The organism is Phocaeicola vulgatus ATCC 8482, from assembly GCF_000012825.1.
Lineage (GTDB): Bacteria > Bacteroidota > Bacteroidia > Bacteroidales > Bacteroidaceae > Phocaeicola > Phocaeicola vulgatus.
The window spans coordinates 1,134,059-1,151,543 of record NC_009614.1 but is presented as its reverse complement, the minus strand read 5'-3'; the positions used below and the strand labels follow the sequence as shown (position 1 = coordinate 1,151,543).

9 protein-coding genes are annotated in these 17,485 nt (G+C 41.0%); 4 read left to right on the top strand and 5 right to left on the bottom strand.

Annotated elements, in window-relative coordinates; all coding sequences use genetic code 11:
- Positions 1-309: 309 nt before the first annotated feature.
- The 3 genes from ahpC (at position 310) to BVU_RS04290 (ending at position 3,601) form a co-directional block, all read left to right on the top strand.
- Positions 310-876, top strand: coding sequence for an alkyl hydroperoxide reductase subunit C (gene ahpC, locus BVU_RS04300; protein WP_007839044.1), 567 nt, complete (start codon positions 310-312; stop codon positions 874-876).
- Positions 877-888: 12 nt separating this feature from the next.
- Positions 889-2,439, top strand: a complete 1,551-nt coding sequence (gene ahpF / locus BVU_RS04295) for an alkyl hydroperoxide reductase subunit F (protein ID WP_011964915.1) — start codon at positions 889-891, stop codon at positions 2,437-2,439.
- A gap of 139 nt (positions 2,440-2,578) precedes the next feature.
- A complete protein-coding gene (locus tag BVU_RS04290) occupies positions 2,579-3,601 on the top strand; it encodes a LacI family DNA-binding transcriptional regulator (RefSeq protein ID WP_005844540.1) in 1,023 nt (340 codons plus the stop codon).
- A gap of 80 nt (positions 3,602-3,681) precedes the next feature.
- Here BVU_RS04290 and BVU_RS04285 read toward each other — a convergent pair whose 3' ends face one another.
- From BVU_RS04285 to BVU_RS04265, 5 genes are all read right to left on the bottom strand, one after another.
- Entirely contained in the window at positions 3,682-5,247 is a 1,566-nt protein-coding gene (locus BVU_RS04285) for a glycoside hydrolase (RefSeq protein ID WP_011964913.1), read from the bottom strand.
- A gap of 12 nt (positions 5,248-5,259) precedes the next feature.
- A complete protein-coding gene (locus tag BVU_RS04280) occupies positions 5,260-6,858 on the bottom strand; it encodes a glycoside hydrolase (protein WP_011964912.1) in 1,599 nt (532 codons plus the stop codon).
- A gap of 116 nt (positions 6,859-6,974) precedes the next feature.
- On the bottom strand, positions 6,975-8,633 hold the full coding sequence (locus BVU_RS04275; protein ID WP_005844547.1) for a RagB/SusD family nutrient uptake outer membrane protein: 1,659 nt from the start codon (positions 8,631-8,633) through the stop codon (positions 6,975-6,977).
- A 17-nt stretch (positions 8,634-8,650) separates the two neighbouring features.
- On the bottom strand, positions 8,651-11,689 hold the full coding sequence (locus tag BVU_RS04270; RefSeq protein ID WP_011964911.1) for a SusC/RagA family TonB-linked outer membrane protein: 3,039 nt from the start codon (positions 11,687-11,689) through the stop codon (positions 8,651-8,653).
- 22 nt (positions 11,690-11,711) lie between these two features.
- Positions 11,712-13,211, bottom strand: a complete 1,500-nt coding sequence (locus BVU_RS04265; RefSeq protein ID WP_011964910.1) for a hypothetical protein — start codon at positions 13,209-13,211, stop codon at positions 11,712-11,714.
- Positions 13,212-13,423: 212 nt separating this feature from the next.
- Here BVU_RS04265 and BVU_RS04260 point away from each other — a divergent pair, with 212 nt between their 5' ends.
- Positions 13,424-17,464: a hybrid sensor histidine kinase/response regulator transcription factor gene (locus tag BVU_RS04260; RefSeq protein ID WP_011964909.1), complete on the top strand. Its 4,041-nt coding sequence runs from the start codon at positions 13,424-13,426 to the stop codon at positions 17,462-17,464.
- The last annotated feature ends 21 nt before the right edge of the window (positions 17,465-17,485 follow it).

Below are 17,485 nucleotides of genomic sequence, written 5' to 3'. Positions count from 1 at the left end.
TTTAAGAATATCACCGGAAAGCAATCAGTGCCGGAGCAATGATGGTTTTGTCGCCATAGCGCAGTTCTAACGTACTGTGTTTACCGATTAAGTTCCCTGGTGGAAACTATTGTTGTTAAAACATTTAGCATCCTTTTAATTACATGCAAAATTCACTTAAAAAATCGTTTGTCCAATACCTATTTATGATGAATCTTGTTCTATATAATCCTAATAATTAGGTATTGTGGAAGGTGCTGAAGTCGGCTACCTTTGCAAATGTAATAATTACAATTTAAAAATCAGTTTTAATTTAAAAATAAAAAGAGTATGGAACCAATTATTAATTCACAAGTTCCTGAATTTAAAGTTCAGGCATTCCATAATGGAGAGTTTAAAACCGTAACTAATAAAGATATTGAAGGTAAATGGGCTATTTTCTTCTTCTATCCTGCTGACTTTACGTTTGTATGCCCTACCGAACTTGTAGATATTGCTGAAAAGTATAATCAGTTCAAAGCAATGGGAGTGGAAGTATATTCTGTAAGCACCGATTCACATTTCGTTCATAAAGCATGGCATGATGCGTCTGAAAGTATCCGCAAAATCACTTATCCGATGTTGGCAGATCCTACAGGTGCTTTGTCGCGTGCATTTGGTGTGATGATTGAAGAAGACGGTATGGCTTATCGTGGTACTTTTGTAGTGAATCCCGAAGGCAAGATCAAATTAGCTGAAATTCAGGACAACAGCATCGGGCGTAATGCTGATGAACTTCTTCGTAAGGTAGAAGCTGCCCAGTTTGTAGCCACTCATGATGGTGAGGTTTGTCCTGCTAAATGGAAGAAAGGTGCTGAGACCTTGAAACCGAGTATTGATTTGGTAGGTAAAATTTAAAGTATAGAACTCATGTTAGATAGTGCGATAAAAGATCAGTTAAAAGGTCTTTTTGCCCAATTGGAAGCGCACTATACTTTTGACATCTTTGTCCACCCTCAGCACGAAAGTCGTGCCGAGTTGGTGGACTTGTTGGAAGAAGTGGCTTCCTGTTCGGATAAACTTTCCTGTCGGTTGCAGGATAGTGAAGGGCTGAAGTTTATCCTTTTAAAAGAAGGAAAGGATACGGGAATCACATTTCGTGCCGTACCTGGTGGTCATGAATTTACTTCTTTGTTGATGGCTGTTCTGAATGCTGACGGCAAAGGAAAGAATTTTCCGGACGAGTTTATTACCAGACGTATCAAGGCATTACAGGGGGCGATTAGTTTGACCACCTATTTGTCTCTCACCTGTACCAATTGTCCCGATGTGGTTCAAGCTTTGAATATGATGGTACTTCTGAATGGTCAGATACGCCATGAGGCAGTAGATGGATCTATAAATGAAGAAGAAGTAGAACGGATGAAAGTACAGGCCGTTCCTACTGTATTTGCTGATGGTGAACAGATTCATGTGGGGCGTAGCAGTATGGGGGATCTGTTGGAGAAGCTGGAAGCCCGTTACGGTTCGGTGGAATTGGAAGCTGTTGAAACAAAAGAATATGATGTACTGGTAGCCGGTGCTGGTCCTGCCGGTGCGACAGCTGCTATCTACTCGGCTCGTAAAGGGTTGAAAGTAGCAATAATAGCCGAGCGTATTGGTGGACAAGTCAATGAAACGATGGGGATTGAGAACTTGATATCTGTGCATCAGACTACCGGTAAACAGTTGGCCCAGGATCTGAAAAAACATTTGGCGGAATATCATATTGATATTTTAGAAAATCGCCGGATAGAGAAAGTGGAAGTGGCAGAGGGCATGAAAGTGTTGTCTGTGAAAGGTGGAGAAACGTATAAGGCTCCCGTACTGATCATTGCTACCGGGGCGAATTGGAGAAAATTGAATGTTCCCGGTGAAGAAAAATACATCGGTCATGGAGTTGCTTTCTGTCCTCATTGTGACGGACCATTTTATAAAAATAAGGAAGTAGCAGTCATAGGTGGTGGAAACTCCGGGGTTGAGGCTGCTATTGATTTGGCGGGAGTCTGTTCCAAAGTGACTGTATTCGAATTCATGGATACTTTGAAAGCGGATACTGTTTTGCAGGAGAAAGCTAAAAGCCTGCCCAATGTGGATATTATTACTAATACTCAAACGGTAGAGGTGTTAGGAAACGGTGATAAAGTGGTGGGGCTTATAAAGAAAGACCGTTCATCCGAAAAAGAAGAGATCTTTGCCTTGGATGGTATTTTTGTCCAAATAGGTTTGACTGCCAATAGCACTTTGTTTAAAGAATTGCTGGAAACGAACCGCATGGGTGAAATTCTGACTGATAAAAATGGCCGGACCTCTGTAAAAGGTATCTATGCTGCCGGAGATGTAACGGATGTTTCCTATAAACAGATAGTTATAGCAATGGGGGAAGGCGCCAAGGCTGCTTTAGCTGCATTCGAAGACCGGATGCGCGGAACGATTTATTAGTGATAAGTGGTTGGTGGTGAATAGTGGGTGCATATCGCAGTATTTACCACTAATCTTATCACTAAAAAATGCACTCTTTGTATGTATATTGGTGAGAATATGCTTTCTTTGTAGGTGAATCACCGTTTACAGCATTGATATGGCAGAATCGAGACGTACTTCATTGAAAGATTTGGCACAGATATTAGGTGTATCCATACCTACAGTATCCCGTGCCTTGAAAAATAGTCCCGAAATCAGTCGGGAACTTTGTATTAAAGCTCAAAAATTGGCAAAAGAGATGAATTATCACCCCAATCCTTTTGCTATGAGTCTCCGGAAAAATACTCCCCGTACCATTGGAGTAATTGTACCTGATATTGTTACTCATTTCTTTGCGTCTATTTTAAGTGGTATAGAAGATACCGCTATAGCAAACGGCTATTTTGTTATCATCACGACTTCCCATGAGTCATACGACCATGAGAAAAGAAATATTGAGAATTTGGTCAATATGCATGTGGAAGGTATTATAGGTTGTTTATCTCAAGAAACAACAGATTATGCCCATTGGTTGAGTTTGGATGATATGAATATGCCGCTTGTTCTATTTGATCGTGTTTGCATGCCTGACCGTTTTTCTACGGTAGTGGCTGATGGAGTATATTCTGCTCAGATGGCTACACAGCACTTGTTGGATCATGGAAGCAAACGGATTGCTTTTATCGGTGGTGCAAACCATCTGGATATAGTAAGAAAGAGAAAACATGGTTACCTTGAAGCGTTAAGGGAAAATAAGATACCTATTGAGAAAGATTTGGTTGTGTGTCGGAAAATTGATTTTGAAGAAGGGAAAATAGCTACAGAAATTTTATTATCGCTTCCGGAGCCTCCCGATGCAATTCTTGCCATGAATGATACATTGGCATTTGCCGCTATGGAAGTGATTAGAAATCATAATCTTCGTATTCCTCAGGATATAGCGCTTATTGGGTATACAGATGAGCAACATGCCAATTATGTAGTGCCTCGCCTTTCGGCCGTCTCGCATCAGACTTATAAGATGGGGGAAGCCGCATGTCAGATGTTGATTGATAAGATTAAGGGAGATAAAAAAATCAGGCAAATCATTATTCCTACTTGTTTGCAGGTGAGGGAAAGCAGTATAAAAAGGAAGGATTGAGAACCGAAATGTATTTTAAGAAGAGAATAAGGCTGAACTCTTCACAAAGAGCCAACCTTATTTCTTTATATATTGGAGTATTATTGAGTGACCAACGTAATAATGGAACGTGCCGGAATCACAACTTTTTCATGGTTTTTGATGCTTCCCACCGGTAGAAGATTCTCTCCATCTTTATCCGAAGTACGATAGATTTTCCAGTTTTTTATAATTCCGTTACGCTGATAGAAAGTAAACTCTTTATCTTCCGCTGCATAATTAATCATAACGAAAACCTCCTTTCCGTCTGTATTTTGGTATGCTGAACACATTAGTCCGGTTACATCTGTATCGCCTTCAGGAATGATTTTCCCTTGGTTGTCTTTGGCTATAATTGCTTTCCGAACAGCTCCCGGGCGTATAAATCTACTGTAGTTTCCCAAAGCCCACATTAATTTGGAGTCTTTCACCTCACCATTCAGAAAAGTCGGATCACTATACTCACGGATTAATCCGTCCTTATAATCTCCACCGATAGATCGCCACCATTGCCAACTGCGAGCACCTGCATATACAATGTCATGATGAATGATCCGTGCTACATATAATGCTGTCTTCATGGTGAAGTCATATCCTCCGCCTCCGCCGATTTCTTCGTCATTGCCCATGATACAGGTTTCTGTCTGCCAGAAATCCACCTTATACTTGTCTAAAGTATCTTTTAATTGACAACGGATATCGTGTAAATTATTCAGAGGAGTATTAGTCCAATAACTATGCCCTACCATCAGCCGGGGAACATTGGGAGTATCACCCAGATAGGTGGCTGTACTGTCCGGATTAAAGAAAGACTGGATTTGATACCCCCGTTCCCAATTAGTCATGTGAGTATCGAACATACAACGATAGTCAGAGGACTCATTGACTAGAATCTGTGTGTCAATTTGGTTATTTACGAACTCTTTACTGATGAGGCGTATGGCACGGGCTATTTCGCGGTTGGTAGCCGGTGTACCTTCTTGTTTGGGGCCAATCCAGTTCCAATGCCCATCGGGTTCATTGAATGGACAGAGGTAATTGAACTTGATTCCATCGTGTTTCTCCACCCCTTTTATGACATTGGCAAGAAAACGGGCAAAATTCTTATAATGCTCTTCCTTTAAGTTTAAGGTTCCTCCACGGCCTGTGTTGGTGGCAAGACCGTTTTGTGTGAAATATACGGGAGGTGAATTAAGAAATGCCAAAAATTTGTTTACACCCCGTTCTTTTGCCAGACGCAGGAAGTTGCGCTGCCCTTGTTGTTTATTCCAATTATAGTTACCATCTGCCTGAAGGAAACATTCGGCACGCATCCAGGGAGAGGCTATCTGGCTGGCTTCTCCTTGTTCCGCACTTCCGGCTCCTACATTGAAACGCCATAAAGACAGACCGATTCCTTTAGGTTGTCCGTTTTCATGGTTTTCCGTACTGAACAGCCAGTCGGCTACTTGGTTTTGTTTTTCTTGCGGCCATAAGCCGATAAATTGCATGCTCCAACAGTCTGATGCTCCGAAATAGTCCATGGTTTGACAGGGTTGGTCTGTTTCTATTTCAAAGTGAATGGCAGGATGTTGAGCAAACAGGTTTGCTGTTGCAAATAAAGAGAATAATAATGCTTTGTATTTCATAAAGTTGAGGGATTATTTCAGATTATAAATGACAGTTGTAACACTTTCCGAAGGCACAATTACTTGTTGGTCTGCCGTGACGTGTACCTCTTGCAAATTTTTGTTATTTGTTGTTGTATAAGTAGTGATGGAGCTTATTTCACTTACCCATTCTTTATGAATTTCGTTTAGCCGGACTCCTTTTTCTGATAGATTGGTATAAACAGCAACAATTTTATCTTTTTTCGGTGAAATCCATGCTGACCCGAAGAAACTGGATGATTCATTCATGTTAAGCATGATACGGCGATAACCTGGTCGGATGAATAGGCTGTAGTTACCTAATACCCAAAGTGTGGGAGTAGCTTTATAAGTGCCTTCTTTCTCTATATCCCCATAAACTCCATCGGAGGGTTCCAGTGAAATCAGTAAGAAGCGGTTTTTGTGTCCCCAGCGGGGGATATCCATTGAGGTCCAGTAACTCCAGGAGGAAACTCCTGCTATAGTTAGGTCATTGTGTATTACTTTTGACATATAAAGTGCAATGTCCATTTCGGTTGCTTGGTCATAGCCTATAAACTCGGAAGAGCTGTATCCGTCGCCTAACATACTCCACTCACTTTGCCATATTTCTACATCATATTGTTGGGCTGCTTGGGCCAGTTGTTTCCGGACATTACGCATACCATCCCATGTGCCATCTGTCCAGTAGCTGTGGCCGCAGATAAGTTTCTTTACATGAGTCAGGTTGCCTATATAGGTGGAAGTTCCAGGTGTGAAAAATGCTGAAAGTACGTTACTATGGGCGGCATCATTCTTAAATTTGTAGAGATATTCATAATCTCCAGATTCCCCTGGAAGAATATCAATAGAAAGACCGGCAGAAGTGATGGCGGTATCCAATTCACGTATAAGTTTGGCTACTTCATCATTAGTCCATCCGCTGCCTTCCTGGCCGCTGTCCCAATTATATTGGGGTTCGTTAACTGGTGAGATATGTGTCACTGGATATCCTTCGTTTACATAGTATTTTGCTACATCTGACATGTATCTGGCAAAGTCCGTATAACATTCATCCTTCAAATTAGAAACTCCTCCGCTATTGGAGAATCCTTTTCCGTTGGAGGTATATTGTACAGGAGGGGTATTGCTGAAAAGTACTATACTCTGACAACCAAACTCTTTGGCGCGCTGCAAGAAGTAGCGCTGCCCTTTACAGCGTGTCCAGTCTAATGTTAAGTCATCAGTCAGATAAGATTCTGCTCTGCGTGATTTGTCTTCTATTCCACTTGCTTCACCTTGTTCTGCACTGCCACCACCTAGATTCACACGCCACATGGAGAGTCCTATACCTTTAGGTTGTCCTGATTGTATTTCAGAAGAGAATAGCAGTTCACTGATTTTGTCACGATTCGTTATCCAGCTTTTTCCTACGAAGGCAGGTGCCCAACAATCTGATGCGCCAAATCCTGTCAGAGTCTGAAAAGATTGTCCGGCATCTATGGTTACTGTTTTTTCTACGTTTATGCTGCTGTCCGGTTGCCCCGATGTATCCGGTGTTTGGGGAGAATCGTCACTGCAGGCTACAGTAGAAAAGAACAGTGGAAGAGTAAAAATATATTTTAGTTTCATTGTTTTAGATGGATTAAAAAATAGTCGCGGATAATCCTAGCAAACTATCCGCGACAGAATATAAAGACCTATTGAATGTTTAATTCCTGTAACAATCTGTTCTTTTTGGAAAATGATTAATTCCAGCCCGGATTTTGGGTGATAGAACCATTAGACATTGTAATCTCATATAAAGGTATCGGGAATACCATATCCCGGTTTTCGTTGAAGCTGATTCCTTTATCACTTGCCTCACCTTGATTTTCCCATTCGTAAATGTCGCGGGTAGCGGGATCTGTATTGTATTTTACAAATGTACCGTTTGCTCCCATCAGGTTACAAATCATTTTCTTGCCATTGTCATCTGTCCAACGGCGGATATCATAGATTCTGTTTTGTTCCCATGCCAGTTCCAAACGACGTTCTAGCCGGATAGCTTTGCGAAGCTCGTTTCCACTGGATGTGACAGCAGGTAATTTTACACGATTCCGTACCTCATTAAGATAGGTACGTGCTGTACCATCTTCGCCCAATTCGTTGCAGGCTTCAGCATACATCAACAATACATCTGCATAGCGTAAGATACGATGATCTAATGGAATTTTGTCGATATTGTATACTTCCGGACGTTTTTCAATAGGTACAAAATACTTCCGGACAATACGTGCTGATTTATGTTGTGACGGATCTATAATATAACATTCGGGATCCCAACCGTACTTTTCGATATAATCTTTATAATTGGCGATTTTTGTGTTGTTTTCAACGAACTTGTCGAAGTTATTCTCTCCGGCAATTTCTGTACAACCGGTTTTAATAATAGTCCAACGTAAACGTTCTGTATCTCCTGCATCGATGTAGGCTTGTTCAAGGTTAGCGGTTGGCTGTCCCCAAGACCATCCGTCGCCGGGACCACTACGGGCACCGGTAATAACAGTCAAAGAACCACCCAATGCATAAGTTCCATCATACATATATTGTACTTCAAACAGACTTTCTTCGCTATTGTTATGGTCAACATCCCATACATCACCGAAGTTGTCGAGTAATTTATATTCACCTTCGTCGATGACTGTTTTCAATACATCATGTGCCTCTTGCCATTTGCTTTGGTAGAGGTAAACCTTTCCCAATAGGCCTAATGCAGCTCCACGGGTAGCGCGTCCCATATCTGTAGCAGCATATTGACTACGTTGTGGCAACACATCAGCAGCGGCTTTTAAATCATCTTCAATGAACTTATATACATCTTCGGCCGAAGCGCGGGTAATACCTTGTATTTCTTCGGGCAACAGGAAGCCTGTAATGAGAGGCACACCACCAAAATTCTTCACAAGTTCAAAATAGAAGTATCCACGGAGAAAACGTGCTTCGGCTACAAGCCGGTTCTTCATTTCTTCATCTGAGAAATCAGCTTGTGAAATGCGTTCCACTGCGATATTGCAACGTAGAATGCCTTTGTATCGATACTGCCAAAAGTTGGAGATGGCACCATTGCTTTGTCCGGTACCTTGATAGTGGGCCAAAGAAATATAGTCACTTTGACTTTGGCTGGTATTGCCCATCCAACCGTCATCACTACACATCTCGGAAAGCAACCATACTGTGTTGATATTCCACCATCCGCCAAAAGTAATGGCCTGGTAACAACCAGTAATAAATGCTTCGGCTTCTTCTGCACTTTGGAAATAAGTATCCAAATTTTGTTGCCCGCGCACTTCCTCTGTTAGGAAATCCTCACAAGAAGTGAATGTCAGCGAGGCAATCATTGTTAATATTGTTAATATCTTTTTCATGGTTTATACCTTGAGGGTTAAAATTTTAAATCAATTCCAAATAAGAAAGTACGTGGGTTAGGATAAGCGATGCCGTCAATACCGGTTTCAATTACACTGCCATCTTTACCAATCTGTGGACGTTCAGGATCCATACCTGAGTAGCTGGTGATAGTGAAAGGATTTTGAGCCGACAATGAGAGACGCAATTCGGTTCCGTTCAACCACTTCTTGGGGAGTGTGTAACCCACTTGTAATAGTTTGCAACGCATATAAGAGCCGTCTTCTACAAAGAAACTTGAAACGCGTGTGTAATTCTGATTCAAATCATTGTAGGACAGACGAGGAATATCGTTGCTGGTTCCTTCGCCATGCCATGCTTTCTGCAATGTACCTGTCCAAACGTTTTGCCCACTTACGCCGGAGTATAAACCTTTGGTCTTATTGAAAATATCATTACCGAATGTACCATAGAAGTTGGCTGTGAAATCGATGTTTTTATAGCTGAAACCCAAGTTCAAACCTACCATCAAATCGGGATATGGGTTACCGATCCATGTTTTATCATTTTCATCTAGCACTCCGTCATGATTCAAATCCTTAAAGCGAATGTCACCGGGTTGGGCATTGGATTGTACCAGCTTGCCATTTTCGTTGGTGTGAGCATAAACTTCATCCCAATTTTGGAAAATACCATCGGCTACGTAGCCGTAGAAGCGTGAAATCAAGCCACCGTCTTCATTACGGATAATTTGGTCGCTGTTGAAACCTCCAGTTTGGATAGGACCGTCACCGGAGAATTTAACAGCTTTATTTTTCACTGCGGAAAGGTTCAATCCCACATTATATCGGAAGTCTGCTACTTTGTCGTGCCAGTTCAGACTTAATTCCCAACCGCTAGCTTTCATACTACCTATATTCATCCATACTGTACTGTTCCAGTCGGGGTATCCGATGGCGAAGATATTTTGTTTCTGATAGAGCATATCAGAAGATTTCTTTTGGAAATACTCAAAGGTCATGTCTAGACGGGAGTCAAGGAAGGACATATCCACACCTACGTTCCAGTCTTCTACTGTTTCCCATTTTAGCAAATTATTGCCAACGCCTGATACCATAGTACCTGAAACACGTCCTGGAGCTGTACCGAATACATAATCAGATTGTCCTAACAAAGTCAGCGTAGCATCATTATCTATGTTTTGATTACCTACACGTCCCCAACCTCCGCGTAATTTCAAGTTACTGAAAATCTTCTGGTCTTGCATGAAACTTTCACTGATGATACGCCATGAAGCAGAAACAGAAGGGAAGATGGCATATTTGTTTCCTTTGGGGAAACGAGAAGAACCGTCTGCACGAATAGAAGCTGTTAGATAGTAACGATTGTCATAGTTATACATCACGCGTCCTAAATAAGATACTAATGTGCTGTAAGCAGTTTTACCTTCTGACTTTTGGTTTTGTGTACCGGCATTTACTTCCTGCATTTGATCCATATTATTAGGAACATCGTCACGTGAGGCTTTTGATTGGAATTCAGCAAAGCGTTCAGCTGTAAAGCCACCCATTACATTAATATTATGCTTTTCTGCAAAAGTCGTGATGTAAGTAGCAGTATTAGTCCAGTTCCAATCAAGCCATTCCTGCATTTCACGGGAAACATTACTTAATGTAGATTGTTCCAAAGCATCAATATAGAATTCAGGAGTGAATTTGTCTGTACGGCGGAAGTGTGCATTAGCGCCGAACTGCGTGCGCAGGGTCAGTTTTTGAATAGGGTTTATCTGTAAATAAGTATTTACAATTGTACCCATTTCACGGGAGTGGGAATTTTGGCGAGCCAATGAACCGGCAGGGTTCCACTCCTGGTTGTTGTAAGAACGCTGATAGTTATTGAATTCGTTATCCACCCATTGATCTTCCGGCTTGAATATAGGAGTTGTGGGGTCCATAGACATGGCAGCTGAAAAAAGATCGGGGGTATCATCCCATGATTCTACACGTGGGGCAATGTCGAAACCCATTTTTACATATTTATTAAATGTATATTCTGTATTAAGGCGTGCGTTGATTTTGTCCCAATAACCATAGTCATATTGTGAATTGTTACGGTAGTAACCCATACTCAGGTTATAAACCAGTTTGTCTGAACCACCGGAGATATTGAGTGAGTAATTTTGCACTAAAGCAGTTTTGTTGATTACTTCGTCCCACCAGTCTGTTCCTCCGGGATTGGTAGTAGCGCCTGTATCATTCCAAATAGAAGTTCCTCCGTCATTTGTGTATCGGGTATTGAATACTTCTTTATATTCGGCGGCATTAGCCATTTTGGGTTTTGACAATGTTTGGAAACCTGCAGATGCATTAAAACTGATATTTGTTTTTCCTGCCATTCCTTTTTTGGTTGTGATTAGAATGACACCGTTAGAAGCACGTGTTCCGTAAATGGCAGCAGCCGAAGCGTCTTTTAAAACTTCCATAGATTCAATGTCATTACTGTTTAGGAAGTTGATGTTTGTACCTACCGGCATGCCATCTACTACATACAAAGGATCGGTTCCGTTTACTGTTGTTACACCACGGATTAGAACTTTTGGTTGTGCGCCCGGACCACCACCACTGGTTACTTGAACACCGTTGATTTTACCTTGCAAGGCGTCCATTGCATTACCGGTTACAGTTTCGGTAATTTCTTTTCCTTTTACGGTAGATATAGAACTGGTCAGGTCACTTTTTTTCACGGCTCCATAACCAATAACCACTACTTCGTCCAGTAATTCACTGGCATCTTTCAGCACTACATTGATAACGGTTTGTCCGTTTACCTTTATTTCTTGAGTCTCATATCCTATGCTGGAGAACACAAGTACGGCATCCTTGGCAACATCGTTTAGTGAATAATCACCATCAATACTTGTAATAGTACCTGTACCTGTACCTTTTACTTGCACTGTTGCACCAATCATCGGTTCTTTATCTGAAGCCGAGGTTACTACACCTTTTACAGTGATGGTCTGCGCATAGCTACATAGACTTGTCAGCGCAAGACACAATAATAATATTTGCTTTTTCATATCTTAAATCTAATGTTACTTGTTAATTGGCCGGAATGAGTTTAGCTCTTTCCAAATGAGCGTCGAATATAAGTTTATAATTCCCTGTGACGTTCACTGTTGGTTTTGCCCAATTGTCACCTACATGATCGGGTTTGGTCCATGCCGGATTGGTATATTTGGCTTCTTTACCATAATATCCGAAGATCTCCGGTTCGTCTGAGTTGTCTACACGCCACGTGCAATAATTCCACCATCCGTCGGAGTGCCAGTTATGAATAACGAAATTCATTTTAGTACCTGCCTCCAGGAATAGGGGGGTATCCAAATAGAACAGGTGAGGATTGGTCTTATCTTGAGTGAAACGCAGGACTTCAGTTGGGCTACTGGTCATATATCCGAAATAGAATTCCTGTAACCACGAACCACCGTCACCCCATGTGTCAAGGCTGATAGAACCGTATGTGTGAGGTATGGGGTCTACAGCATCGGCAATTGAGTAAGTTTTCAGATTGTATGTACTGTTCTTCACATCAATATTAATTTCATAATAAACATTGGCTTGGTCAAGTACGATTGGCATTGCTGTTTCGGGATCGTCTGTCAGTTTGGTGTTATCCTCTGGATCAAGCCCGAAACAAATAGGAGTGAAGTCACTCTTTTGTGGTAAGAAGAATATTTTAGTTCCGGCTTTTTGACAGTAATAATTTGCTTTATACTGATATTCACCTGTATGTTCAATTACCATCGGTACCCCGAATATATCACTATTCAGTTCTTCGGCAGTTGCCACATCTGCCAGATACATTTTGGGAAAATCCGGCATTTCTGAGATATTCAATACACTGGTGGTAGTGGTTGAGTTTTCTTTCTTGTCAAAAGCGGTAATTGTCACATTATAACTTTTCGGTTCATTGGGGAATACTATTATTTCGGCAAAGTTCAATGAACTTTTTCCATCAGCATCTACACGGCGGTTGTCAAACCCGTCTATACCTGGAATATTAATTGTGACATAATCCAATGCACGATCATCTGTAGCCGTGAACCGAAGATTGAATTTCGTTTCATTTTTCATTAATACTGTAACAGTGGCATCCGGGGCAGCAGAAAATACCGGAGCTGCAAAATCTCCGTCCATTGTGATTAATACATCTTGAGATATACTGCGTCCTCCTACATCGGTTACAGTAACTTTGACTGTGAAACGTTCGCCGATTTCATTTCGGTTTATGTCAAAGTAATAACTTAAATCATAACTCTCTTGCGGAGCACCATAGATTTCGATTAAATCAATTGTCTTGTTCAAATGCAGGTCGGCACATTGTAGGCTGATAGAAGCAATACCGTCTTTGTCTTCTAATGCCCCTTCAATAGTAAATCGATGTCCCGCTCCGGACTCGATGTGGTCTGTTGCTAATGTCATTGTTGGATTTTGCCCGTCTACATCGGGGTAGTCGTTATCATCACTACATCCCGTACATAGGTTTGCAGTTACAAGAAAAGCCCATAACATGGCACCATACAAATGTTTCTTTTTCATATTTTATTAGTATTTGAAGATTAAACATCTACTCTAATAGAGGACGAATTAAATTCGTTAGTGGTGCAAATGTACGTGAAGAAGAATTAAAATCCTGATATAAATCTTGCAGAAAAGGGAGGTAAATCTTGCAATGCATGATTATGTATCTAAAATACAGACTTTATTTGTATTTTTGAACCATATTATTTAACAATGTGTACACTGATGCTATGAGAAAGATATTCGTACTTTGGCTCTTGCTGCTGTCGGTTGTTTCATTGGCACAACCTTATTCTGTTAAGCAGCTTGGTATAGAGAAGGGATTATCCAATAATTATGTGGTGAGCATTGCTCAAGACAAACAGGGCTTTCTGTGGTTTGCCACGGAGGAAGGGTTGAACAAATTCGATGGTACCCGTTTCATTACTTATTTGAAGAATGAAGATTTGACAAGGCAGGGTATAACAGGCAATGAACTGAATTGTTTGTTGGATGATCCTCAGGATTCTATCCTTTGGATAGGCACGCAAAGGGCCGGTCTGAATGCGTATGACTATGTAAATAACACTTTTCTTTGCTATAGGCATGATGGCGAGAACCCCGAAAGTCTGATAACGGATGATGTTACTAAGATTGTGGCAGCTACAGATGGTAATCTTTGGATTACGACATATTGGCGGGGAGTAGATTATTTCGATAAAAAGGCTGGAAAATTCATTCATTACAATACTCAAACAGTTCCGGGATTGGCTAGCGATAATATTTGGTCGGTTGTTGATGGAGGAGATGGAAAGTTGTATATGGGGCATGTGCATCATGGATTCAGTGTGTTGTCTCTTAAAGATAAAAAAGTAAAGAACTTTATGCATGACCCTGAAGATCCGGTCAGTTTGCCAGGTAATGGGGTAACTTGCATTTATAAGGACTTAAGCGGTAATATTTGGCTGGGAACAGACCGGGGGCTGGCACTGTTCAATCCGGAAGCCGAAAATTTTATCCATTTTCATCATAGTGAGGACGGGGTTCCTCATACCGTATTTGATATCAGACAATTTGATGGGAATAAACTTTGGATTGCCATGGAATTTGGAGGAATAGCCATTTTGGATTTAACGCAACGTATGTTTCTTTCTCCTGACCAAGTGCGTTTTCAATATATAAAGGAAGGGGATGATGAATACAGTCTCTCTAATTCTACTGTACGTTGTTTGTTTCAGGACTCCTTTAAAAATGTATGGGCTGGTATGTGGGGAGGTGGAATTAATTTTCTTAGCCATGAATCTTCCTATTTTAATGTTTATAGTTATTCTCCTATCCAGCATTCGGGTAGTAGCCTGAATAATAAGACAGCAAGTAGTGTATGCGTAGCAAGGGATGGAAAGTTATGGATCGGAACCGATGGGGGAGGCATCAATGTATTTGATAAAGGCAAGCGGGTGGCGGTTTATAAAGAAGAAACCGGTGATTTGACTGATAATTCCATACAGGCTGCACTTTGTGATTCGGAAGGAAACCTTTGGTTTGGATCGTTTATGGGAGGAGTGGATTTTTATGATGTGAAAAAGAAAAGTTTTCACCAGATTTTTCCTAAAGATAAAACAGGGGAAGATGTGCGTGCACTATATGAAGATGCAGAATATGTATGGATAGGAACTAGTAATGGCATCTATAAGGTACGCTTGCATGATAAAGGCATTGCAGATCATTATACAGTAGAGAATAATCTGGTGAGATGTATCTCGAAAGATAATCTTAATCGTTTATGGATTGGTACTTTCGGAGGAGGATTAGGGGTTTTTGATGAACATTTTCAGTGCGTTAAACTTTTTAACGTGACTTCTCTTTTTCCCTCTAATACTATCAATACTGTTTATATGGATAGTCAGAACAGAATGTGGATAGGAACGGGAGAAGGTCTGGTTTGTTTTCCATCCTCTCAGAGTTGGGACTATAAAGTATATCGCAGTGAGGAGGGTTTGTCCAATGTCCATATACGTGCCATTACGGAAGATAATCATGGAAATATATGGGTGAGCACCAATAAAGGTATCAGCTGCTTGTTGAAAGACAAGGAGGTTTTCTATAATTACGATCATTGGGATAATGTGCCTATGGGCAATTTCATGAGTGGAAGTGTGGCGGAAGCTAAGGATGGAACACTTTATTTTGGCTCAATCAATGGCTTATGCCGTTTTAATCCAGATCAGGTATTGGAAAAACGAGAGTCACCTGCTGCAATTATTACGGAGATGCGTATATTCGGCCCGTTGCGTGATACGGACAGTAATGAAAAGGTGATGGCGCTTGAAGGCCAGTCGGAAGTACGTTTAAGCTATATGCAAAATAACTTCAGCGTCACCTTCAATATACAGAATTATGCCTTGGCCGATCAAGTGGAATATGCTTATATGTTGAAAGGGTTGGAAAATTCATGGTATACAGTAACCGATCCTAATAATGTGACTTTCCGTAATATACCTCCGGGAAATTATTGTTTTCAGGTAAAGACAAGAATACGGAATCAGGAATGGGCGGATGAGATAGCTTCTCTGGATATCCGTATTGACCCGCCTGTATGGCTTACGTGGTGGGCCAAGTTATTTTATATTCTTTCGGGTGTTTCTGTCCTGTATTTTATTCTTCATGCCTATAAAAAGAAACTGGATATGGAGTCTCTCTATGAGTTGGAGAAGAAAAATCATGAGCAGGAACAGGAACTGAATAATGAGCGTTTACGTTTCTATACCAATATCACACATGAGTTGCGTACCCCTTTGACGTTGATTCTGGGACCGTTGGAAGATATGCAGAAAAGTAATTCTTTATCAGGGAAAGATTCACAGAAAATATCGGTTATCCATCAAAGCGCCATCCGGTTGTTGAACCTGATTAATCAGATACTGGAGTTCAGAAAAACGGAAACCCAAAACAAGAAATTATGTGTAAGTCGTGACAATCTGGCAGCCCTTGTACACGAGATCGGACTGAAGTATAAGGAATTGAACCGGAAACCTGAGATTGATTTCTGTCTTGAGATTGAGCAGGAAGATATGTCTTTGTTTTTTGATAAGGAGGTAGTAACGATTATGCTGGATAATTTGATCTCCAATGCTATAAAATATACAGAGAAAGGAACTATAACTTTAGGATTACATCAGGTGGTCCGGAATAATATACACCATACGGAAATCAGTGTGAGTGACACCGGTTTCGGTATTGCTCCCGATGCATTGCCTCATATTTTTGACCGTTATTATCAAGAGGGAAGCGAACATCAGGCTTCAGGAACAGGTATTGGTCTGGCTCTGGTAAAGAACCTGGTAGTTTTGCATGAGGGGGAGATCAGGGTTGAAAGTTCTTTGAATGTGGGAAGTACTTTTTATGTCAGTCTGCTGACGGATAACACGTATCCCCATGTGCTGCATGCTGACTCGACGGAGAAAACTTCCGATGAAAAGGACGAAAAAGAAGAAAATATAGAACCTGTGCATAGTGGTAAGCGTATTCTGCTGATAGTGGAAGATAATAGGGACATCTGTGATTATATTGTAGAATCTTTCTCGGACGATTTTGAAGTGAGGACTGCCGCCAATGGTGAACAAGGTTTGGAACAAGCATTGGGCTGCATTCCTGATATTATAGTCAGTGATATCATGATGCCGGTGATGAACGGCATTGTGATGTGCCGGAAATTGAAAGAAGACTTGCGTACCAGCCATATTCCCATTATTTTGCTGACGGCAAAGGATTCTTTGCAAGATAAGGAAGAAGGGTATCAAGTGGGTGCTGACTCTTATCTGACAAAGCCTTTCAGTGCTACTTTGTTGCATAGCCGTATCCATAATTTGCTTGAATCCCGCAAGTTGTTGGCAGAGCGTTTTAATACGAATTCCATACTCATTGACAAACGTGCGGCAGTAACCGAGTCTATGAATAAATTGGATAATGAGTTCCTTGAGAAGATTAACAAGCTGATTGAAGATCGTCTTTCTTCTGAGAAAATTGATATCGGTTATTTGTCGGACGCCATGTGTATGAGTAATTCTACCCTATATCGGAAGATGAAGGCATTGACCGGACTTTCCACCAATGAATATATCCGCAAAATAAAGATGCAATATGCGGAACGTTTGTTATTAGAGGGGAAATACAATATTTCAGAAGTTGCGTTCAAGGTGGGAATTAACAGTACGGTCTATTTTCGTCAGTGTTTTAAAGATGAATTCGGTATGGCTCCTTCTGATTATCTGAAAAAGATAAAACCGGAATAGAGTGGTTGTGTAAGCTGTTTC